18 protein-coding genes are annotated in these 18,563 nt (G+C 68.2%); 11 read left to right on the forward strand and 7 right to left on the reverse strand.

From position 1 onward, the window contains the following. Positions 1 to 32: 32 nt before the first annotated feature. From CAL11_RS08830 to CAL11_RS08845, 4 genes are all read right to left on the reverse strand, one after another. Entirely contained in the window at positions 33 to 1,607 is a 1,575-nt protein-coding gene (locus CAL11_RS08830; RefSeq protein WP_086092693.1) for an amino acid permease, read from the reverse strand. 159 nt (positions 1,608 to 1,766) lie between these two features. Continuing rightward, a complete protein-coding gene (locus CAL11_RS08835) occupies positions 1,767 to 2,210 on the reverse strand; it encodes a DoxX family protein (protein WP_086094538.1) in 444 nt (147 codons plus the stop codon). Positions 2,211 to 2,410: 200 nt separating this feature from the next. Next, positions 2,411 to 2,647 carry a hypothetical protein gene (locus CAL11_RS08840; protein ID WP_050458174.1) on the reverse strand — a complete coding sequence of 79 codons (237 nt, stop codon included), beginning with the start codon at positions 2,645 to 2,647 and terminating at the stop codon, positions 2,411 to 2,413. A 232-nt stretch (positions 2,648 to 2,879) separates the two neighbouring features. Continuing rightward, complete coding sequence (locus CAL11_RS08845) at positions 2,880 to 3,218, reverse strand: tRNA-binding protein (protein ID WP_086092694.1); 339 nt, start codon at positions 3,216 to 3,218, stop codon at positions 2,880 to 2,882. A gap of 447 nt (positions 3,219 to 3,665) precedes the next feature. On the opposite strand from CAL11_RS08845, the gene CAL11_RS08850 reads away from it, so the two are divergent. The 4 genes from CAL11_RS08850 (at position 3,666) to CAL11_RS08865 (ending at position 9,836) form a co-directional block, all read left to right on the forward strand. Next, positions 3,666 to 5,189: an EAL domain-containing protein gene (locus tag CAL11_RS08850; RefSeq protein WP_244172929.1), complete on the forward strand. Its 1,524-nt coding sequence runs from the start codon at positions 3,666 to 3,668 to the stop codon at positions 5,187 to 5,189. A 180-nt stretch (positions 5,190 to 5,369) separates the two neighbouring features. Further along, positions 5,370 to 7,028 (forward strand): methyl-accepting chemotaxis protein, encoded by a 1,659-nt coding sequence (locus tag CAL11_RS08855; protein WP_086092696.1) that lies wholly within the window; start codon positions 5,370 to 5,372, stop codon positions 7,026 to 7,028. A 427-nt stretch (positions 7,029 to 7,455) separates the two neighbouring features. Beyond that, positions 7,456 to 8,796 carry a GGDEF domain-containing protein gene (locus CAL11_RS08860; protein ID WP_230590424.1) on the forward strand — a complete coding sequence of 447 codons (1,341 nt, stop codon included), beginning with the start codon at positions 7,456 to 7,458 and terminating at the stop codon, positions 8,794 to 8,796. A 68-nt stretch (positions 8,797 to 8,864) separates the two neighbouring features. Continuing rightward, positions 8,865 to 9,836: an arsenic resistance protein gene (locus CAL11_RS08865; RefSeq protein WP_086094539.1), complete on the forward strand. Its 972-nt coding sequence runs from the start codon at positions 8,865 to 8,867 to the stop codon at positions 9,834 to 9,836. A 12-nt stretch (positions 9,837 to 9,848) separates the two neighbouring features. Here CAL11_RS08865 and CAL11_RS08870 read toward each other — a convergent pair whose 3' ends face one another. Further along, a complete protein-coding gene (locus tag CAL11_RS08870) occupies positions 9,849 to 10,124 on the reverse strand; it encodes a hypothetical protein (RefSeq protein ID WP_244172930.1) in 276 nt (91 codons plus the stop codon). Continuing rightward, a complete protein-coding gene (locus CAL11_RS08875) occupies positions 10,121 to 10,507 on the reverse strand; it encodes a hypothetical protein (protein WP_086092698.1) in 387 nt (128 codons plus the stop codon). Before CAL11_RS08875 ends, CAL11_RS08870 begins: the two co-directional genes overlap by 4 nt. Before the next feature lie 175 nt (positions 10,508 to 10,682). On the opposite strand from CAL11_RS08875, the gene CAL11_RS24470 reads away from it, so the two are divergent. The 7 genes from CAL11_RS24470 to CAL11_RS24540 all read left to right on the forward strand — a co-directional run bounded on the left by CAL11_RS24470 (position 10,683) and on the right by CAL11_RS24540 (position 17,457). Next, positions 10,683 to 11,015, forward strand: coding sequence for a hypothetical protein (locus tag CAL11_RS24470; protein ID WP_167382415.1), 333 nt, complete (start codon positions 10,683 to 10,685; stop codon positions 11,013 to 11,015). Then, positions 10,937 to 12,568: an autotransporter outer membrane beta-barrel domain-containing protein gene (locus tag CAL11_RS08880; RefSeq protein WP_086092699.1), complete on the forward strand. Its 1,632-nt coding sequence runs from the start codon at positions 10,937 to 10,939 to the stop codon at positions 12,566 to 12,568. The genes CAL11_RS24470 and CAL11_RS08880 overlap by 79 nt, the downstream gene beginning before the upstream one ends. A 907-nt stretch (positions 12,569 to 13,475) precedes the next feature. Then, positions 13,476 to 15,053: an autotransporter outer membrane beta-barrel domain-containing protein gene (locus CAL11_RS08885; RefSeq protein ID WP_279629043.1), complete on the forward strand. Its 1,578-nt coding sequence runs from the start codon at positions 13,476 to 13,478 to the stop codon at positions 15,051 to 15,053. 260 nt (positions 15,054 to 15,313) lie between these two features. Continuing rightward, positions 15,314 to 15,535: a hypothetical protein gene (locus CAL11_RS08890; RefSeq protein ID WP_003810829.1), complete on the forward strand. Its 222-nt coding sequence runs from the start codon at positions 15,314 to 15,316 to the stop codon at positions 15,533 to 15,535. A gap of 160 nt (positions 15,536 to 15,695) precedes the next feature. Continuing rightward, entirely contained in the window at positions 15,696 to 15,908 is a 213-nt protein-coding gene (locus tag CAL11_RS08895; RefSeq protein ID WP_003810832.1) for a hypothetical protein, read from the forward strand. 119 nt (positions 15,909 to 16,027) lie between these two features. Continuing rightward, positions 16,028 to 17,146 (forward strand): AGE family epimerase/isomerase, encoded by a 1,119-nt coding sequence (locus CAL11_RS08900; protein WP_086092701.1) that lies wholly within the window; start codon positions 16,028 to 16,030, stop codon positions 17,144 to 17,146. Between the two features lie 95 nt (positions 17,147 to 17,241). Further along, the gene (locus CAL11_RS24540; RefSeq protein WP_033467208.1) at positions 17,242 to 17,457 is read left to right on the forward strand and encodes a hypothetical protein; all 216 of its coding nucleotides are present in this window, start codon (positions 17,242 to 17,244) and stop codon (positions 17,455 to 17,457) included. Between the two features lie 41 nt (positions 17,458 to 17,498). Here the strand turns inward: CAL11_RS24540 and CAL11_RS08910 are convergent, their stop codons facing one another. Then, on the reverse strand, positions 17,499 to 18,437 hold the full coding sequence (locus CAL11_RS08910; protein ID WP_033467205.1) for a LysR substrate-binding domain-containing protein: 939 nt from the start codon (positions 18,435 to 18,437) through the stop codon (positions 17,499 to 17,501). Positions 18,438 to 18,563: the final 126 nt, after the last annotated feature.

Here is an 18,563-nt window from a genome sequence, read left to right on the forward strand (position 1 = left end):
GGCGCGGGCTCGCCGGGCGGCCCGCGCGCGGACTACCGGCGGGGCTCGGCGCAGTCGCCGCTGAGCATGGCGTTCAGCTCGCGATTGCGCATGCGCAGATCGGGGAACCGCATGTCGCGGTAGCGCACGAAGCGCGAGCCGCGCACCAGGCGGTAGCCCAGCCAGATCGCCAGGAACAGCGGAATGCCGATATAGGTGGCGGCCGCGCCGGTCCAGTCGATGCGGTCCTGCAGGAACGCGTGGTAGTTCTGGCCGAGCGTGATGACCAGGCACAGGACGAACGCGAACAGCGGGCCGAACGGGAAGAAGGGCGAGACATACGGCAGGTCGGCCAGGTTGTTGCCCTGGGCGACATAGCCGCGGCGGAAGCGGTAGTGGCTGATGGCGATGCCCAGCCAGGCGATGAATCCGGTCATGCCCGAGGTGTTCAGGAGCCAGATGTACACCGCCTTGGGGCTGAACAGGAACGACAGAAAACACAGCGCGGCGACCGCGGTGGTGGCAAGCAGCGCCCACAGGGGCACGCCGCTGCGCGACAGGCGGCCAAAGCGCGCCGGCGCCTTGCCGTCGCGGGCCAGGCTGTAGAGCATGCGGGTGGCGGCATACATGCCGGAATTGCCGGCCGACAGCACGGAGGTCAGCACCACCGCGTTCATGATGGAGGCGGCCGCCAGCAGGCCGGCGCGCTCGAAAATCAGCGCGAACGGACTGACGCTGACGTCGGAGACCTCGTTGCGCAGCAATTGCGGATCGGTATAGGGAATCAGCAGGCCGATGACGGCGATGGCCAGTACATAGAAGAGCAGGATGCGCCAGAACACCTGGCGCACGGCGCGCGGCAGGTTGCGGGCCGGGTCCCTGGATTCGCCGGCGGCGATGCCGATCAGCTCGGTGCCCTGGAACGAGAAGCCCACCACCATGGCCACGCCGATCAGCGCGGCGAACCCGCCGGCGAACGGCGCATCGTCCAGGGTCCAGTACGCCAGGCCGCCGTGCTCGCCGCCGCGGATGATGCCCAGCAGCATCAGTACGCCCATGGCGATGAACGCCAGGACCGCGATCACCTTGACCAGCGCGAACCAGAACTCGGCCTCTCCGAAGCCGCGCGCCGACAGGGCATTGAGGCCGACGATCAGCGCCAGGAAGGCGGCGCTCCAGAGCACGCCGGGCACTTCGGGAAACCAGTACGCCATGACCAGCTGCGCGGCGACCAGGTCCACCGCGACGGTCACGGCCCAGTTGTACCAGTAGTTCCAGCCCAGCGCGAAGCCGAAGCCTTCGTCGACATACTTGGCGCCGTAGGTGGAGAACGAGCCCGCCACAGGCATGCTGGCCGCCAGTTCGCCCAGGCTGGTCATCAGGAAGTACACCATGATGCCGACCAGCACATAGGCCAGCAGGGCGCCGCCGGGTCCGGCCTGGGCGATGGTGGCGCCCGAGGCCACGAACAGGCCGGTGCCGATCGAGCCGCCGACCGCGATCATGGTCAGGTGGCGCGCCGAGAGGGTGCGGCGCAGGCTCGACGGTTCGGGCGGGGGCGTGGCAGGCCCGGCGTTATGGCGGCGGCCGTTCGCCGGGCTGGGGACGACGTGGTCCGGTGGAGCCATTGTGTTTCCTTTGCGTCATGGGCGCGCGCGGCTTGTGGCCCGGGCGCCCTTCGAGAATTCCAGGCAGCCGGCGAGCATAACGCAAAGCGGCCCCTTTCCGCGAACGGAAACGGGGCCAGATCAGGGTGGGCGCCTGGCCGCGCGCGCCCAGGCGCCGTGTCAGCGCGACAGCCAGCGCAGGGCGGCGGGCAGACGCGGGAGCAGCACGCGGTCGAGCGACCAGCGTCCGCCTCCGGACAGCACGAAGGACAGGCAAACGAAGGCCCACATGGCGGGGAACTCCCAGCCGCCGCCGGGATTGGCCCAGGTAAAGCCGAGATGCTGGTGATTGCCCATGAACAGCGCGACGACCAGGTACGTCGCCGTGCCGACCGCCGCGACCCGGGTGAATAGTCCGAACGTGAAACCGACGAAGGCCGCGAATTCGCACAGGCCGGCAAGCAGCAGCATGGGCTGCGGGTGGGCGGTGACGGTCGAGAAATAGTGCAGGACGTTGGCGTATGCCTGGGCGCCCAGCAAGCCGAACTTCTCGGCGAAGTGATGGATGAAGTCCAATCCGATATAGACACGTATCAGCGTGAGCTGGATCTCTCTGCTCGGCACGGCGTGCTCCTCCTTGGCCGGAATGCCATCCGGCCGCGCATGGGTTTCAGGAGGCGCCATTATGGGCACGGCATGGCGGACGTAAACGGTCGTGCTGGCGTCGAGGAAGTAACCCGCGCAACTAAGGCATTGTCTGGTTCGCGGTTTCCGCTAGGCGTAGGCGTGGGCAGGGGGGCAGAGCGGTCGCGGGCCGCGCCCGATCAGTCTTCGGCGGGCGGGATGGGCGCGGGCCGCGGTACGGCCATGCGTTGCCGGCTTTCCTGGATGCGCGCGGCCAGATGCGCCAGCAATGCGGCGGACGTTGGCGGCCGGGCGGCCTGGCCCTCGTACCAGGCGGCGGCGAGGGCCGCGCAGGTGGCTTCCTTGTTGCCGGTACGGATCGCCCACCGTCGTGCGATGGCACAGGCCTGTTCGATGCTGCCGATGATTCTTTCCATGTGTCCCACCGCCTTGATGGTCGAGCGCGCCGCGCAGCACTCTTATATGCCTGTCGCGGCCGCACGGGGATAGGGCGCACGCGTAGTTGCGCAGGCGCGACAGGGCGCGCCGACATGGCGGCGGTACGCGCCGGCCGCGCTGGCGCGCTGGCGGGCCGGTCGTCATTCCGATGGCGGAGGGGGGCGTGCTTATGGCCGATGGCGCGGCGGCCGGAACTGTCGTGAAGGGCGGCTACAGCAGCTTGGCGCCCAGCGGGACGTCGCGGTCGGGCACGCACAGCGCGACTTCGCCCTGCGCGTTGTGGAAGCCGGTGATCAGGCATTCCGACTGCAAGGGGCCGATCTGCTTCTTTGGAAAATTGACCACGCCGACCACCAGTTTGCCCAGCAGCGTTTCGGGCTGGTAGAGGTGCGTGACCTGCGCGCTGGACTTCTTCACGCCGATCTCGGCGCCGAAGTCGACGTGCAGGATATAGGCCGGCCTGCGCGCCTCGGGAAACGGCAGGGCCTGCACGATGCGGCCGACCCGCAGTTCGACCTTGGCGAAATCCGTCCAGTCTATGAGTTCCATTGTTGGTTCGATCCGTTGCTAGTGGGCAGGCGCCGATCTTAGCGCGCCTGCGCGTCGGCGCGGGCGATATCGCTTGACCATCCTTGACATTGCGCGGGCAGGGCACGCTGCCTCGTATCCGCGGGACCGCGCGGTTCGATGGCGGGGGCGCGGCCGCCGCGGCGGCAGCCTGGATGTCCGATCGATCTTGACTATTCCCGGCAAATCAACGACGGTTATGGGCGCTTGAAACGAAGCGCATCTTCACCAGTGCCGCAACGCGTGCGAGGAATGGCGATACCCTCGGTGCGCAGTCGCGTTCGCGGGCGGGAAGATCAGCATAATACGAACCGGCGCCGTCAGCGATGCCAGGCGCAGCAGTGCGACTCAGCTTTGGGACAAACGATGTACTTTCCCTTGCGCAAGGCCTTGTTAACCGGGTTATGGACTGCTGCCGCGTTGGGCGCGGTGATCGGACCAAGTCTGCTCGCCGTGGACATGGTGCGCGAGTATGGGCTGCGGCAACAGCGCGAACAGGCTCAGGTGCTGGCGCAACGGTTGCTGGGCCGCATCGGCCTGACTGCCGACCGCCTGCTGCGCATCCACCGCGAGCTGGTGCATACCGGGGGCTCCAGCCCTTGCGCGCCATACTCCACCAACCTGATGCAGCAGCAGGTGCTGCGTTTTCCGGATGTGCGCGCCGTTGCCTACGTGGAGCAAGGCCGGGTGATCTGTTCCTCGCTGGGAGACACGGTCACCGGCGTCGATCTGGGACCAAGCGATTTCACCACGGGCAACCGTATCTCGGTGTGGAACTCGGCCGTGTTGCCGGCCGCGCCCGAGACGCCGTTCAGGGTGTTCGCGAAGGAAGGCTACGCCATCATCATGGAGCGCGAAAGCACCAACCAGCTCGGTGGCGCGGTGCCGCAAGCGATGGCCGCCGTCTCGTTCTCGGGCACGGCCGAAGACGCCATCGTATGGGGCGAGCTGCCTCGCGCATGGTTCAAGCGGGCGCGTGAAAACACCACGTTCGTCGACGACAAATACGTTGTTGCGGTGCAGCGTTCAACCGCCCAGGGGCTGGTGGCGCTGGCCGCCGTGGCGTCCTCGCCGGGCGGCGAGGCCTTGCAGCGGCTGGCCATCCTGCTGGTGCCGCTGAGCGCGGCGGCCGGGCTGGGACTGCTGGTCGGCGCCGTCATCCTGGCGCGCCGGCAATTCAGCCTTCCCCAACTGATACGCTCGGGGTTGCGGCGCAACGAGTTCTACATGGTCTACCAGCCCATCGTCGAAGTCGGCAGCGGCCGTTGCGTGGGGCTGGAAGCGCTGATCCGCTGGCGCCGCCGCAACGGCGACCTGATCGCGCCCGATGTCTTCATCGACGAGGCCGAGCGCGTCGGGCTGATCGGCAAGATCACCGAGCGGGTATTCGAACTGGTCTCGAGCGACGTGCAGCGCTGGCGCGGCGGGCTGGGCGATCTCTACATCAGCATCAATGTATCGGCGGCCGACATGGCTTCGGGCGCGGCCGAGCGCCTGCTGAGCGAAATGTTCGCGCGCACGGGGTTGACGCCGTCGCAGGTGGTGGTCGAACTGACCGAACGGGCGCTGCTGCACTCCGACGAGGCGGTGGCGGCGATCAAGATCATACGCAAGATGGGGGTGCGGGTAGCCATCGACGACTTCGGCACCGGTTACTCCAGCCTGGCGTACCTCACCTCGTTCGAGGTCGATGGCCTGAAGATCGACAAGCGCTTTGTCGACGCCATCGGGCGCGATGCGCCCAGCAGCAGCGTGTCGGTGCACATCATAGAAATGGCCAAGTCGCTGGGCCTGCGGGTCGTCGCCGAGGGCGTCGAGACCGCCGGGCAGCAGCGCTTCCTGAGCGAGCATGGGGTCGATTATGCGCAGGGCTGGCTGTTCGGGCGTCCCATGCCGCTCAACGAGCTGCTGGCGATGGCGCGCCGGCCGCCGCTCGCGGCGCGGCGGGCCTAGCCTGGCCGGTCACGGCCGCGGCGCGGGGGGAATATCGTTATCCGGCGCCCGGACGCGAGATGCGGGGATAAGTGGCCGTGCGTGACATCTGATCCCTGAATTGACCCCGGGGGGCGCCGATACACTGGGTACAGACCAAGAGCAGCCGGGTGCCGGACCACCCGCCAGGAGGGGGATGCCATGCGCAAGAATTTGCCCGTCACCGAGCACGAGTTCGTATTGCAGGATGACCAGTATCTCATTTCCAAGACGGACCTGAAGGGGCGCATCACCTACTGCAACCCGGCCTTTATCGCCATCAGCGGCTTCTCGCGCGAGGAGTTGCTGGGTCAGCCGCACAATATCGTGCGCCATCCGGACATGCCCGAAGACGTGTTCGCCGACATGTGGGCCACGCTGCAGGCGCGCAAGCCCTGGCTGGCGGTGGTCAAGAACCGGCACAAGTCCGGCGGCTTCTACTGGGTGCTTGCCAACGCGATGCCGGTGATCGAGGCGGGCAGCGTGACCGGCTATGCCTCGGTGCGGGTCAAGGCCACGCCGGCGCAGATCGAGGCGGCCGAGCACTTCTACGCCCAGGTCGAAAGCGGCCGGATGGGCGGCCACGCGCTGCGCCATGGCCAGCGGGTGCCGCGCGGCTGGCGGCGCATGATGCGCGCGCTGACGTTTCCCTTGCGCAAAGGCCTGCGGCCTGCCTTGCTGCGGCTGGTGGCCGCCATGTGCGGCCTGGCGGCCGTCCCCGCGTACTTCGCCATCGACGCCATGCCGCCGGGGACCGCGCCCTATGGCTGGGGCGCCTATGCGCTGGGCGCGCTGGGTTCGGTGCTGGCGGCGATGGCGCTGGGCGGCCGCTTCGGCAGGCAGCTGAGCAACGCCGAGGAAGTGGCGCGCCAGATCGCGGCCGGCAACCTGGTCAACGAGGTGGATTCCGGCGTCGGCGGCGAAATGCGCAATCTGTATTTCTACCTGGACATCATGCGCAAGAGCCTGATCGGCATCTCCACCGAGGTCATCGGCAAGACGTCCGAGCATGTGCACACCATCTCGCGCCTGCGCGAGGACAGCCAGGGCCTGGCTGCGCGCACCGAGGCGCAGTCGGCGGCGCTGCAGGATACCGCCAGCAGCGTGGAGCAACTGGCCGAGACGGTAACCCGCAACGCCGAAAGCGCCGGCGTGGCGGCCCGGCTGACCCAGGAAAGCAGCGAGGTGGCCGCGCAAGGCGGCGCCGTGGTCGGCGAACTGGTGGCGACCATGCAGGGCCTGGACGCGAGTTCGCGCAAGATGGCCGAGATCGTGTCCGTGATCGAAGGAATCGCCTTCCAGACCAATATCCTGGCGCTGAACGCCGCCGTCGAGGCGGCGCGGGCCGGCGAACAGGGCAAGGGCTTTGCCGTTGTCGCGGCCGAGGTCCGCAGCCTGGCGCAGCGCACCGCCCAGGCGGCCAAGGAGGTCAAGGTGCTGATCGACGACTCGGTGGGGCGCATGTCCACCGGGTCGGCGCAGGCGGGACGGGCGGGCGAGACCATGCGCGAGCTGGTGCAGTCGGTCGAGCGCGTGACCGCCTTGATGGCCGAGATTTCCACCGCTTCGGGCGAGCAATCGACTGGCGTGGCGCAGATCAGTTCCGCCGTGCATCGCATGGAGGAAGTGGTGCAGCAGAACGTATCCATGGTGGGCGAACTGACCCACGTCGCCGAGCATCTGGGGCAGGAGTCGGGTTCGCTGGTCGAGGCCATTGGCGTATTCCGCACCCCTGGCGCGGGCTCGCGCGCGATCGGCATGCCCGAGCAGGCGCCGCGCCGCACGCCTGCGCGCGCCCTGCTGCTGGCCGAACATCCCTGAGCCTGCCCGCGGCCGAATCCGTGTTCGCCGCCGCGGGCAGGGCGGTCCTGTCCGCCCGCGCCCTGGCGCGCGCGTCGTGTGGACATCCCATGCTTTATGTAACAATTTGCGTATTTTGTGCGGCCCCTTGACGGTATTTCCCGTCTCCCGGGGCGTCGGGCCGTGGCGTTCTGGCCTGGCTTTGCCAAAATTGACAATGCCAAATTGTTCATCCTCGTATACTTTAGTTACTGTAACTCCGGAGCGGCCATAAATCCCGTCGTCCGGAGCCGCGGCAATGACCGGCGGGCTTTATGCCACCGGGAACGTCAGGCTTTCTTTCCGAGCACGTTGCAATATGGCCATTTCCGATGCGAATCGTGGCGGCGCGCCAGGCGCTGCGCTGGGTCCCGACCCGGCTCATATCTTGCATGAGCTCGCCGGATTGATGGCCATTTCCCCCGGGCGGGACTTCCTGGACGAACTGGTCAACCGCGCGGTCCAGCGCCTGGGCGTGGACTACGCGTGGGTGGTGCTGCATGGCGCCGCCACGGGCGAGCATGCCAGGACCGTGCTCAGCGCCAACTGCCGCATGCGCTGGAACGGGGCGGAGAGCTACCTCGCCACGGGCCAGAGCGCGCTGGCCGGCGTACTGTCGCATGCGACCCAGTATGTGTGCGCACGCGACCTGGAGCGGCATGTGCCGGGCGACCTGGCGCTGCGGCGCCTGGGCGCGCAGGCCTGCGTGGCGCACGCTTTGCGCGACGAATCGGGGCTGCAGCGCGGGCACGTCGCGTTCGTGTTCAGTGAACCGCTTGCCGATCCGGCCATCTATGTGAGCGCGCTGAGCGCCTGCGCATCGTTTACCGAGCGGGCCGTGCTTGCGTTGGATACCGAGCGCAAGGCGCGCCAGGAGGCGCTCCAGCTTGCCAGCCGCTACCAGGCCCTGTTCGAGAAGGCGCCGGTACTGATCAACGCCTTCGACGCGCGTGGCAAATGCATCCTGTGGAACCTGGAATGCGAGCGCAAGTTCGGCTGGTCGATGGAGGAAGTCAACAACCACCCCGAGCCGCTGGCGCTGTTCTACCCTGATCCGCAGACGCGCGCGCGCGTCGTGGCCTCGGTCAGCCAGGCGCCGGGCCGGGCCTTCGAGGAATGGCATCCGGTGACCCGCGCCGGCAAGGTGCTGTCCACGCTGTGGTCCAACATCGTGCTGGAGTCCGGCACGATCGTGAACATCGGGTTGGACATCACCGAACGCAAGCGCGCCGAACTGGCGCTGACCCGGCTGGCCACGATAGACAGCCTCACCGATTGCTGGAACCGCGCCGAGATACTGAAGATCCTGCGCCAGGAAATCACGCGGCTGCGCCAGCATCCCGACCAGCCGCTGGCCGTGGTGATGCTCGACCTGGATCACTTCAAGCAGCTCAACGATCTCCACGGCCACCTGGTCGGCGATGCGGCGTTGCGCTATTTCAGCGACCAATTGCGCTCGAACCTGCGCGGCACGGATTTCGTCGGCCGCATCGGCGGGGAGGAATTCCTGGCGCTGTTGCCGGGCTGCGACGGCGACGCCGCGCTGGCCATGGCCGACCGGCTGCGGGCGGCGCTGCGCAACGATCCGTTCACGACCGAGGGCCAGGCCGTGCCCTTGTCGGTCAGCGTGGGCATCGCGTTCGCGACGCCGGAAGACACCGCGGTGTCCGACGTCATGCGGCGCGCCGACACCGCGCTGTACGAGGCCAAGCGGCGCGGCCGCGACCGCGCCGTCGTCTACTTCGGCTGACCCGCCCCGCCGCGCGCGCTGCCGCCGTCTGCTATAAGGCAGGACGGCACATATCGGTGGAAAGCATCATGCAGCGCGTGCAGGCGTCGCTCGAACGAAGGCAGGTCGGTATCTATCTGGCGGCGATGGCGCTGGGCGCGGCGCTGGCCTGGCGACTGCCCGGGCTGCAGGCGGGCGAGACCACGCTCAATCTCATGCTGGCCGGCATGCTGTTCGCCACCTTCATGCAGGTGCCGCTGGCAGGCTGGCGCGCCACGCTGCCCGGCATGCGTTTCCTGGGGGTGCTGCTGGGCGTGAACTTCGTCGCCGTGCCGGCCCTGGTCTGGGGCCTGGCCGCGCTGCTGCCGGCCGATCCCATGATCCGCCTGGCGGTCCTGCTGGTGCTGCTCGCGCCCTGCATCGATTATGTCGTGACGTTCGCGCAACTGGGGCGCGCCGACGCCCGGGCCCTGCTGGCGGCCACCCCGGTGCTGCTGTGCGCGCAGATGCTGTCGCTGCCGCTCTACCTGAACGCGATGCTGGGTACCGACGCCGCCGCGCTGATCCGTCCCGGCCCGTTCGTGCAAGCCTTCGTCTGGCTGATTGCCTTGCCATTGGCGGGTGCCGCGGGCGTGCAGTGGGCCGCCGCCAGGTCGGCCGCCTGGCGGGGCGCGGCCAGTGCGCTCGGCCTGCTGCCGGTGCCCGCCACCGCGCTGGTGCTGGCGACCATCGTGGCCGCCGTCGCACCGCGCATGGCGCTGGCCGGCGAGGCCGTATTGCGCGTCGTTCCGGTGTATCTGCTGTTCGCCGTCACGGCGCCGGCCGTGGGTTGGCTGGCCGCGCGCCGCGCGCGCCTGCTGGCGCCGCAGGCGCGCGCGGTCGCGTTCAGCGCCGGTACGCGCAACTCGCTGGTGGTGCTGCCGCTGGCCCTCGCGGTGCCTGGCGGGGCGCCGCTGCTGCCCGCGCTGATCGTGGCGCAGACGCTGGTCGAGCTGTGCGCCGAGCTGCTGTATGTGCGCGTGCTGGGCCGGGCGGGCACCGGCCGCGCCGGAGAGGGCTGAGGCGCGCGCGGCTCAGGATCGCAGCGTGCTGTCGGGCACCACGTGCGCGATCGTGCCGTCCGGCAATTCGTAGGTCTGCTCGTCGATACGGCGCACCGCGCCGCCGCCGGCCAGGCGGCAATAGATGTAGTCGATGCCGCCCACCAGATCCGGATGGCCGCCCTCGATGCGATGGCGCTCGACGCGATACAGCCTGCCTTGGGCGTCCTGCACCAGCAGGTCGGCCAATCGCCGGCCGACGCGGTTGCGGGTGTTGCCTTCGGGAAGAATGGCGCACAGCAGGTTCATAGACTGGTGTGGAATGTCTTTTGCAGGCATTCGCCGATGATGCGCTGCTTGGTTCGGGCGATGGCGGCGGGACTGACGTCGCGAGCCGCGGCGGCATCGTCATCCTGCACGGGCGTGGACTGAAAGTCGCCGATCCGGATGTTGGCTTCGTATTCGCAGCGCGCGCGCGCCGCCGCTTCCTTGGAGTATTGGCCGTCGGAGCGGCTGGTCGAGGTCGACGAGCAGGCTGTGCAGGCCATCACGGCGAAAGCGCACAGGATGCGTGGCAGGATATGCATGGCGATCACCAGGTGGGCGGGAGGCCATGGCAGTGTCCCACCGCGCTTGCGCCGCGCACTATCGACCATATGGCCGAAATCGGTCTTATCGTCCGAATGGTTCATGCCGGATGGTGCGGCCAGGCATGAAAAAAATCCCGGCGTGTTACGGCCGGGATATCAACCTTCGCTGTACAAGCGTGCCCGCCTGGCGAAAGGGGGGAGGGGAGAATGCCAGACGAGCACAGATGCATCCTAGACCTTCGATCGGGATGTTGCGATAAGGATTTTGGCGTTTTCCTTGTCTGAACTTGGTTTTCATTGCGTGGCTTTTCTTCTTCGCGTATCGGATATCTACCACAGTGCTTCGATCACGGAAGGCGGCTACGAATCTTCAGGCAGGGGGCTGCTGGCATGTCGTAGCGAGTCGGGTGAGACTGGCGCGGCCCGTCAATCCAATATCTACATCGTGCCGCGGCGCCGCCTCGACCTCCTCCATGAATCGCCCCCCATTGCCCGATTTTCCTTCCCGCCCCATGCCGCGCGCCGGAAGCTGTGCCATCAACGGATGGCGCGTGTTTCCGTAGGCGTGCCGGCCCGCGAGTCCGCAGGTCCGAAGCGCCTCGCTTATTGAGGCCTCGATCGTCCATGAATCCGTTTCACCATGCGCCGCGCCGCCGCGCCGCGCCCATTCAGGTATTGCTGTTGAGTATGAGCGCATTGCTGTGGCTGCCCGCGGCCCAGGCTCAATACTGGTCGTCCGGCGCGCAGGCGGGGCCTCACAACGCGGGGACCGACGGCGTTTTCGACGAAGACGAAGACTCCGTTCCGCGCCCGCGGCCCGGCCCGCTGACGGACGACCTGGCGGATCTGGAGGATCTGTTCGGTTCGGACGACGCTCGCCCCACACCGCCGCCAGGGCCGCCATCACGCGGGCCCGTGGTGCCGTCGCCCGGGGATGCGCCGTCCGGCACGCCCGATCGCTCGGGCGACGATGGCAAGCCTTCCGCATCGTCGCCCGCGCCGTCACCCGGCAAGCCGCCTCAGGCCCGGCCAGAAGCCTTGCCCGACGCGCCTCCCGCGGCGCAACCCGATGCGCAACCCGATGCGCAACCCGATGCGCAACCCGATGCGCAACCCGATGCGCAACCCGATGCGCCGCCCGAAGCGCCGCCGGTGATGCCGGAGCCGGCCGAGCCGCCTGCAGTCGAGCCGCCGGCCGTCCAGCCCGCGCGGCCGGCCGGCGACGCGGTGTACCTGCCGGGCACGCGCACGCTGACGCCGACGGCCGACGCGGCGCTGGGCACGGCGAGTGCGGCGCAAGGCCTGTGGCAGGCCGAGATGAACGCGCTGGGCAAGCGCATGGGCGAGTTGCGCCTGACGCCGGCGGCGGGCGGGGTGTGGGGTCGGGCCTTCGCGCAGCGGCAGAAGCTGGACAACGGCGCGGCGCGGGAATTGCGCCAGACCGTGGGCGGCTTCGAAGTGGGCGCGGACACGGCGCTGGCGGCGGCCGAGGGGCGCTGGCACGTGGGCGCGGTGGCCGGCTACAGCCACGGCAAGCTGAAGTTCGGCGGCGGCGCCACGGGCGAGGGCGACAGCGCGCACGTGGGGGCTTACGCGACCTACATCGAGGATAGCGGGTTCTATCTCGACGGCATCGTGCGGGTGGCGCGCTATGCGCATGCGTTCAAGGCGCCCGATGCCAAGGGCCGGCGCGCGCGGGGCAGGTACCGGGCCAATGGCGTGGGCGCGTCGCTGGAGCTGGGCCGGCGCTTCACGTGGGCCGATGCCTGGTACGTGGAGCCGCAACTGGAGATGGCGGTGTTCCATGCGCAAGGCGGCAGCTATAGCGCGGGCAAGGATTTGCGCGTCAAGGACGGCGGGCTGACCTCGTTGCTGGGGCGGGCGGGGCTGCACGTGGGGCGGCAGTTCGACCTGGGCGATGGGCGCGTGGTGCAGCCGTACGCGAAGCTGAGCTGGCTGCAGGAGTTCGACGGCAAGAACACGGTGCGCACCAACGGCATACGCCACAAGAGCCGGCTCGATGGCGGGCGCGTGGAACTGGACGTGGGGGTGGCCGCGCAGCTGGGCCGGCACGGCAGCCTGTATGGCTCGTACGAGTACGCCAAGGGCAGCCGCCAGACCATGCCGTGGACCTTCCACATCGGCTATCGCTACACCTGGTAGCGGGCGCTTGCGCCGTGTGCCTGTCCCGACTGGGACAGGCGTCGGATTCTTCTGTGCGGCGATTGGCGCGCCAGCCGTGCGATGGGTTTGTTTCGCCTCAGGTTGCAGGCGAATTCTGATCGCCGGGCAGCAAAGGCAACGGTCTTGCAAGAGATTGCTGGTGGTCTGTCGAAGAGAAGCGAACCACACTCTCCGGTGGCGCAAGTGACCCGATTTTCCCGACGTGTCGCGGCGCTTGCCCGTTCCATCACCCTCGTCGCTTGTGCGTTGTGCTTTCGCGCAATGGCAGGCCAACAGCAACATCAAAAACATGATTTCTCCTACAAACGATCAAACCATGAAACGCGGCGGTTGTGTTTCCGGGTCCGTCCGTGGCGCCTCGGTTGCCAAGTCATTGCGAACTCTCGTGCTTGCGTTGGCCAGCGCGGGCATAGGGGCGACGCCGTTCGCCGCACAAGCCGCCGATCTGCGTCCGTTGACTGACGAAGAGTTGGCATTGGTATTGCCCGAGGGCATGACCTTGGACGAGATGAAGCGCACGATGGAGCAGTGGGCTCCTGGCAGCGTCGCATCGTTGCAGCCTTCGTCGGCGCCCAAGAGCGGAGCTGCGGGAGCAACTGGTGGTGAGCATGGGCATCAATCGGATTCCCCCAAGGCCAATGCGTCATCTTCCGAATCCGCTGTCGGCGGTTCGTCAGTTGGGGGGGGGGGCTCCAATTCTCGGCATGAAAATGGACCTGATGGTGTAGGAAGTGCGAGTGATGGAGCTGGGAGTTCTGCTTCGGGGCCCGGCGTAGTTGCCGGTGGCGCGCCTGGTGGGGCAAAACATCCCGATTCCGGCCCGCCGGGCGGTGCTGCCGTTTCGCCCGGCGTTGCGCCGGGGCCTGTGGCCGGCGTAGCGCCTGGGATGGGTTCGCCGGAAAGCGCGGGTGCAGCGCATTCTCCGTCGGACAAAACCGCGCCCGCAGGTGGAGGGCAAGGGAAAGGTCCGGGAGGCGGGACTGGCGGGGTGGGGGGATCGCCAGTGCCCGGCGGTGGTGGCGGCGGTAGCGTGCCATCGGGGGCGGTCGGCGGTGACAGTCCTCCCAACCCTCCTTCGACTGGGGGCAAACCCAGTGGTGGTCCGGGTGATGCGGGCGGCAGCGCCGTGCCGCCGGCTCAGGGCGGTAAACCGGAGCATCCAGGTTCTGATGGCCAGCCTCCGGCTGAGCGCGGCAAGCCCGGTGGCGGTGATCAACCGCCGCAGAAAGACGCAGGCAAGGCGAATGGACAAGCGCCTGATGGCGCGATGGCTCCCGTGCCGCCTCGAGATGGCGAGGCAGGGGCGAAACCGCCTGGTGGTGGCGCAGGTCCGGATCGCCCCGAGGGTGGCGGCGGCGATGGCGCGGCCCCGAACCCGCCCGAGGCCGGCGGCAATGGTCCGCGACCGCCCGCGGGCAACGACGACGCGGGCCCGCAACCGCCGCAGGGCGACGGCGAGCAAGGCGACGGCGAGCAGGACGCGCCGGGGGCTCCTCCCGTCGCGCCGGCGCCGCCCGCGGGCAACGGCGTCTATGACCCGGGTACGCATACCTTGAGCACGCCGGCCGCTGCGGCGGTGGGTTTGGCCAGCAGTTCGCACGGGTTATGGCAGGCCGAGATGAACGCGCTGAGCAAGCGCATGGGCGAGCTGCGCCTGACGCCGGCCGCCGGCGGCGTATGGGGCCGCGCCTTCGGCCGGCGCCAGGACGTCGATAACCGTGTGGCGCGCGAGTTCCGCCAGACCATCAGCGGTTTCGAACTGGGCGCGGACACCGTCTTGCCGGTGGCCGAGGGGCGCTGGCACATCGGCGCGGTGGCCGGCTACACCAACGGCCGCATCAAGTTCGAGCGCGGCGGTTCGGGCGACGACGACAGCGTGCACGTGGGCGCATACGCCACCTATATCGAAGACGGCGGCTTCTACATGGATGGCATCGTGCGGGTCAGCCGCATCCGCCACGAGTTCAAGGTGGACGATGCACAGGGCCGGCGCGTGCGCGGCCGCTACCGCGGCAATGGCGTGGGCGCGTCGCTGGAGCTGGGCAAGCGCTTTACGTGGCCCAGCGCCTGGTACGTGGAGCCGCAGCTGGAGGTGGCCGCCTTCCATGCGCAAGGGGCCGACTACACCGCCAGCAACGGCCTGCGCATCAAGGACGATGGCACGAACTCCATGCTGGGCCGCCTGGGCCTGCACGTGGGGCGGCAGTTCGACCTGGGCGATGGGCGCGTGGTGCAGCCGTACATGAAGCTGAGCTGGGTGCAGGAGTTCGACGGCAAGGGCACGGTGCGCACCAACGACATCCGGCACAAGGTGCGCCTCGACGGCGGCCGCGCCGAGCTGGCCGTGGGGGTGGCCTCGCAGCTGGGCAAGCACGGCAGCCTGTTCGGCTCGTACGAGTACGCCAAGGGCAGCCGCCAGACCATGCCGTGGACCTTCCACGTCGGCTATCGCTACACCTGGTAGCCGGTATGTCGCCTGCCCCCGCCGGGCAGGCAGCGCAAGCACGGCGCAAATGGAAGAACGCCCCAGCTCGCGGATGAGTCTGGGGCGTTCTTGCCGGCCTTCGCACGCATGGGTGTCAGAAGACCTGGCAAGTTCAATGTAGTGCCGACGGGCAGGCGCCGCAAGCGCAAAATTGTTTCCGTGGCATCCAGGGGAAAATCACAGCTAGCCAACGGCTGGCCACGTGATATCGTTCGCGCATCGAGGTAGCGTAGGCGCAAGTGGGTGACGTGATGCAGCGAGGCGAATTGGCATATTGGTTGAACGTCGTGGCCGAAAACGGCGAGCCGGGCGCGCCGCAGATACCGGTGCCGGAGCAGTTCGTGACGGCATTGACCACGCTGCGCTGCATCGAACGCAATGCGCAAGGCCAACTGGTTGTAACGGAAAAGGGGCGCCTGGCCTTGCATATGGAGGAGCCTGGGGCCCTGCATCGCCAATAACAGTTTTCTTTTCCCGCGAATTGTTGCAGGACACGCATGAGTGAGAAGGAACTTGTGCGTGGCAGCATAGTCCAATTACCAGAAGCGGGATTAGCACCACCCGCCGACGTCGCGCGTAGCAGCCGCACGCGTTTTGCAAGTAACGGACTGGGAGGGCGCCATGCAGCATCGTGACCAGGAAGTACTGATCGACGTTTCGACGGCCGCCATGGACACTGGCGGGTACGGCGTGCTGTTGACGGTGACTGCCGAAGGCGGCACCGAAGTCGATGCAGCGTTTTCTTATCTTGGAACCTGCGCCTCGCTGGATGAGGCGCGCGATCGGGCGGAGGCATTCGCGCAGGATTGGCTGCGCGAGAACATCTACCGCTGACCGGCGCGGGAGCGCCGGCAATGGCAGGGCGAAAGGCGCTTGGGCGGTGGCTGCGGCGATTTGGGTTATCGTCGCGGTTGCGCCGCCTGGAGCGCCTTTTGCATGCGCGTCGTACTCCCATGTCAGCCGCCTCTTTCCACACCGATCTGCCCGCCCTCGTGGCGCAGTTGCGCCAGCATTTCAATACCGTCATCGTGCCGCTCTGGCTCGAACGCGGCTTCGACGCCGGACTGGGCCTGCCTTGCGAGGCGCTCGACGCCCGCGGCGCGCCGCTGCCCGCGCAGCGCTATCGCGCCATGGCGTGCGCGCGCCAGCTGTATGTGTTTTCCCGTACCGACGGCGCGAGCGCCGCGGCGCATGCCGAGCGGCTGTTTGCCTCGCTGTTGCGGTATTTCCAGAACGCGGAGCAGGGAGGCTGGCGCTACAGCGTCGATGCGCGGGGACAGCCGCTCGACGATACGCAGGACCTCTACACGCATGCCTTTGTGGTGTTCGCCTGCGCGGCGTATTTCGCGCGCACGCGCGATGCGCGGGCGCGCAAGACGCTGCTGGCCACCGTCGATATCATCGAGCAGCGTTTCCGTACCCGCGAAGGCTTCTATGTGGCGGCGCTGTCCGCCGATTGGACGCAGGTCGTGCGCGGCCCGGCGCAGAATCCGGTCATGCACCTGACCGAGGCCTATCTGGCCGCCGCGGGCGTGGTCGAGCCGGCTTGGTTCGCGCAGGCGCTGGGACGCTTGACGCAGGACGTCGCGTCGACGTTTCTTCATCCGCCGCGGCTGTGCATCGCCGAGGAGCCGCTGGACCAGCCGCCGCGGTTCGAGCCCGGCCATCAGTTCGAGTGGTATTCGCTGCTGCATGGCGCTCCGGACCTGTTCGGCGACCTCGAGCTCGGCAGCGCCTTGCGGCGGGGTTGTGTCTGGGTGCGGCAACATGGCGTGGATGCGCGCAGCCATGGCGTGGCGGCGGTGCTCGACGAGACGGGCGCCGTGCGCGACGCCACCCAGCGCATCTGGGCCCAGACGGAGTACGCACGCTATCTGGCCCTGAGTGGGCAGTGGCCCGAGCTGGCCGCGCAGTTGCGCGCGTTCCAGGCGCGTTTCCTGCACCAGGACGGCTGGCACGAATGCCTGGACGCACAGGGCAATGTGAGCCGGGCCGACATGCCGTCCACCACGCCTTACCACCTGGCGACGTGTTACACCGCGCTGGAGGAGGCGCTGGCCGGCCAGGCATGAGCCTTCGGCACGGCAGCAGTCGCATAAAGTTACGCCAGCAACGTGATTCGCCGAAATCCTTTACAATTTGGCTACCAAATGTGTAGGAGTGGGCGATGAGCGTAATGTGCCCGGCATGCCAGGCCATCAATGCAGGCTCGTCCGGCGTCGAACCGCATTCGCGGTTGGGCCACCAAGGCTTCACGCATCCCAGCCAGAAGGGACGCGAGGCCAACCGCGAAGATCATTTCCGTTGCATCGAGTGTGGCGCCAAGTGGTTGCGGGAAACCGATCGCTGGGGCGTGGACCTCGGATTCAGACTGGCGCCTTGAGGGGCGCGCGACGGGCGGCCGGCAGGCCGCCCGTTTGCATTTCAGCCGGCCGCCGCATGCTGCGCGGCCAGCACGTCGGGATCGCTGGCGGCGGTCTCCAGCAGCCATTCGCGCAGGCAGGCCAGCGCCGGATGGTCGCGCCGCTGGGGCGGCGCGCACAGGTAGTAGCCGCGCGGCCGCCGCACCGGCACATCGAACAGCGCGACGACCGCGCCGGCGGCCAGTTCCTCGCGCACCAGGCAGCGCTGCAGCACCGCGACGCCCATGTCAGCCATCACCGCCCGGATCACGATCGACACTTGGTCGAAGCCCTGTGACAGCGTAATGGCCGGGGCGGTCACGCCCAGCGCGTGCATCCAGTGCTCCCAGTTGTCCGGGGCGCTGGTGTGATAGAGCAGGGGCTCTGCCAGCAGGTCGGCGGGTTGGTTCCAGCCCTGTCCGGCGCGGCGCCGGGCGGCTCGCGCGGGATGGCAGATCACCACCATTTCGCGTCCGATCACGTAATCGCATTGCCAACCCGGCCATTGCGCGGGCGTGCCGCTGAGGATGGCCGCGTCCGGCGTGGCGCCGGAGAAATCCTCGTCGCGCCGATACGGCACGAAGCTGAGCCGGATGTGCGGGAAACGGCGATGGAAGTCCGGCAGGCGCGGCACCAGCCATACGCTGGCCAGGGTGGGCACGGCCGAAAGCGTCAGGTGGCCGCGGCGATCCTGCGCGCGCAGCGAGGCGCTGACGGTCTCGATGGCGCGCAGCGGTTGTTCAATGGCGTCGTAGAGGGCGCGGCCGGTGGCGGTCAGCTTCAGCCCGTGCGCATTGCGCTGCATCAGCGGCTGGCCGAAATGGGCCTCCAGGCGGGCGATGGCGCGGCTGACGGCGCCCTGGGTGACGCACAGGTTCTGCGCGGCCCGGGTGAAGCTGCCCAGGCGCGCCGCGGTGGCGAACGCGTGCAGCTCGGACATGGACGGAGAGTGCAGTCGCATGGGGGCGGTCGCCGCGGCGGCTGGTTAGCATGACGATTGGTAATGAAGGCGTGCAATATAGTCGTTTGTCGCTGCACGGTAAAGTTCGCACACTCTCGGGCGTCTGAACCTACCGGGAGAATACTG

It is taken from the genome of Bordetella genomosp. 6 (assembly GCF_002119705.1).
Classification (GTDB): Bacteria; Pseudomonadota; Gammaproteobacteria; order Burkholderiales; family Burkholderiaceae_B; genus Bordetella; species Bordetella bronchiseptica_F.

What these genes read in the sequence shown, in the direction of transcription:
- CAL11_RS08895 (WP_003810832.1), top strand. Translation starts at nt 15,696, where the DNA reads ATGCAGCATCGTGACCAGGAAGTACTGATCGACGTTTCGACGGCCGCC.
- CAL11_RS08870 (WP_244172930.1), bottom strand. Translation starts at nt 10,124, where the DNA reads ATGAACCTGCTGTGCGCCATTCTTCCCGAAGGCAACACCCGCAACCGC.
- CAL11_RS08845 (WP_086092694.1), bottom strand. Translation starts at nt 3,218, where the DNA reads ATGGAACTCATAGACTGGACGGATTTCGCCAAGGTCGAACTGCGGGTC.
- CAL11_RS08830 (WP_086092693.1), bottom strand. Translation starts at nt 1,607, where the DNA reads ATGGCTCCACCGGACCACGTCGTCCCCAGCCCGGCGAACGGCCGCCGC.
- CAL11_RS08865 (WP_086094539.1), top strand. Translation starts at nt 8,865, where the DNA reads ATGCAGCGCGTGCAGGCGTCGCTCGAACGAAGGCAGGTCGGTATCTAT.
- CAL11_RS08875 (WP_086092698.1), bottom strand. Translation starts at nt 10,507, where the DNA reads ATGAACCATTCGGACGATAAGACCGATTTCGGCCATATGGTCGATAGT.
- CAL11_RS08885 (WP_279629043.1), top strand. Translation starts at nt 13,476, where the DNA reads ATGGGTTCGCCGGAAAGCGCGGGTGCAGCGCATTCTCCGTCGGACAAA.
- CAL11_RS08840 (WP_050458174.1), bottom strand. Translation starts at nt 2,647, where the DNA reads ATGGAAAGAATCATCGGCAGCATCGAACAGGCCTGTGCCATCGCACGA.
- CAL11_RS08855 (WP_086092696.1), top strand. Translation starts at nt 5,370, where the DNA reads ATGCGCAAGAATTTGCCCGTCACCGAGCACGAGTTCGTATTGCAGGAT.
- CAL11_RS08900 (WP_086092701.1), top strand. Translation starts at nt 16,028, where the DNA reads ATGTCAGCCGCCTCTTTCCACACCGATCTGCCCGCCCTCGTGGCGCAG.
- CAL11_RS08910 (WP_033467205.1), bottom strand. Translation starts at nt 18,437, where the DNA reads ATGCGACTGCACTCTCCGTCCATGTCCGAGCTGCACGCGTTCGCCACC.
- CAL11_RS24540 (WP_033467208.1), top strand. Translation starts at nt 17,242, where the DNA reads ATGAGCGTAATGTGCCCGGCATGCCAGGCCATCAATGCAGGCTCGTCC.
- CAL11_RS08860 (WP_230590424.1), top strand. Translation starts at nt 7,456, where the DNA reads ATGGCCATTTCCCCCGGGCGGGACTTCCTGGACGAACTGGTCAACCGC.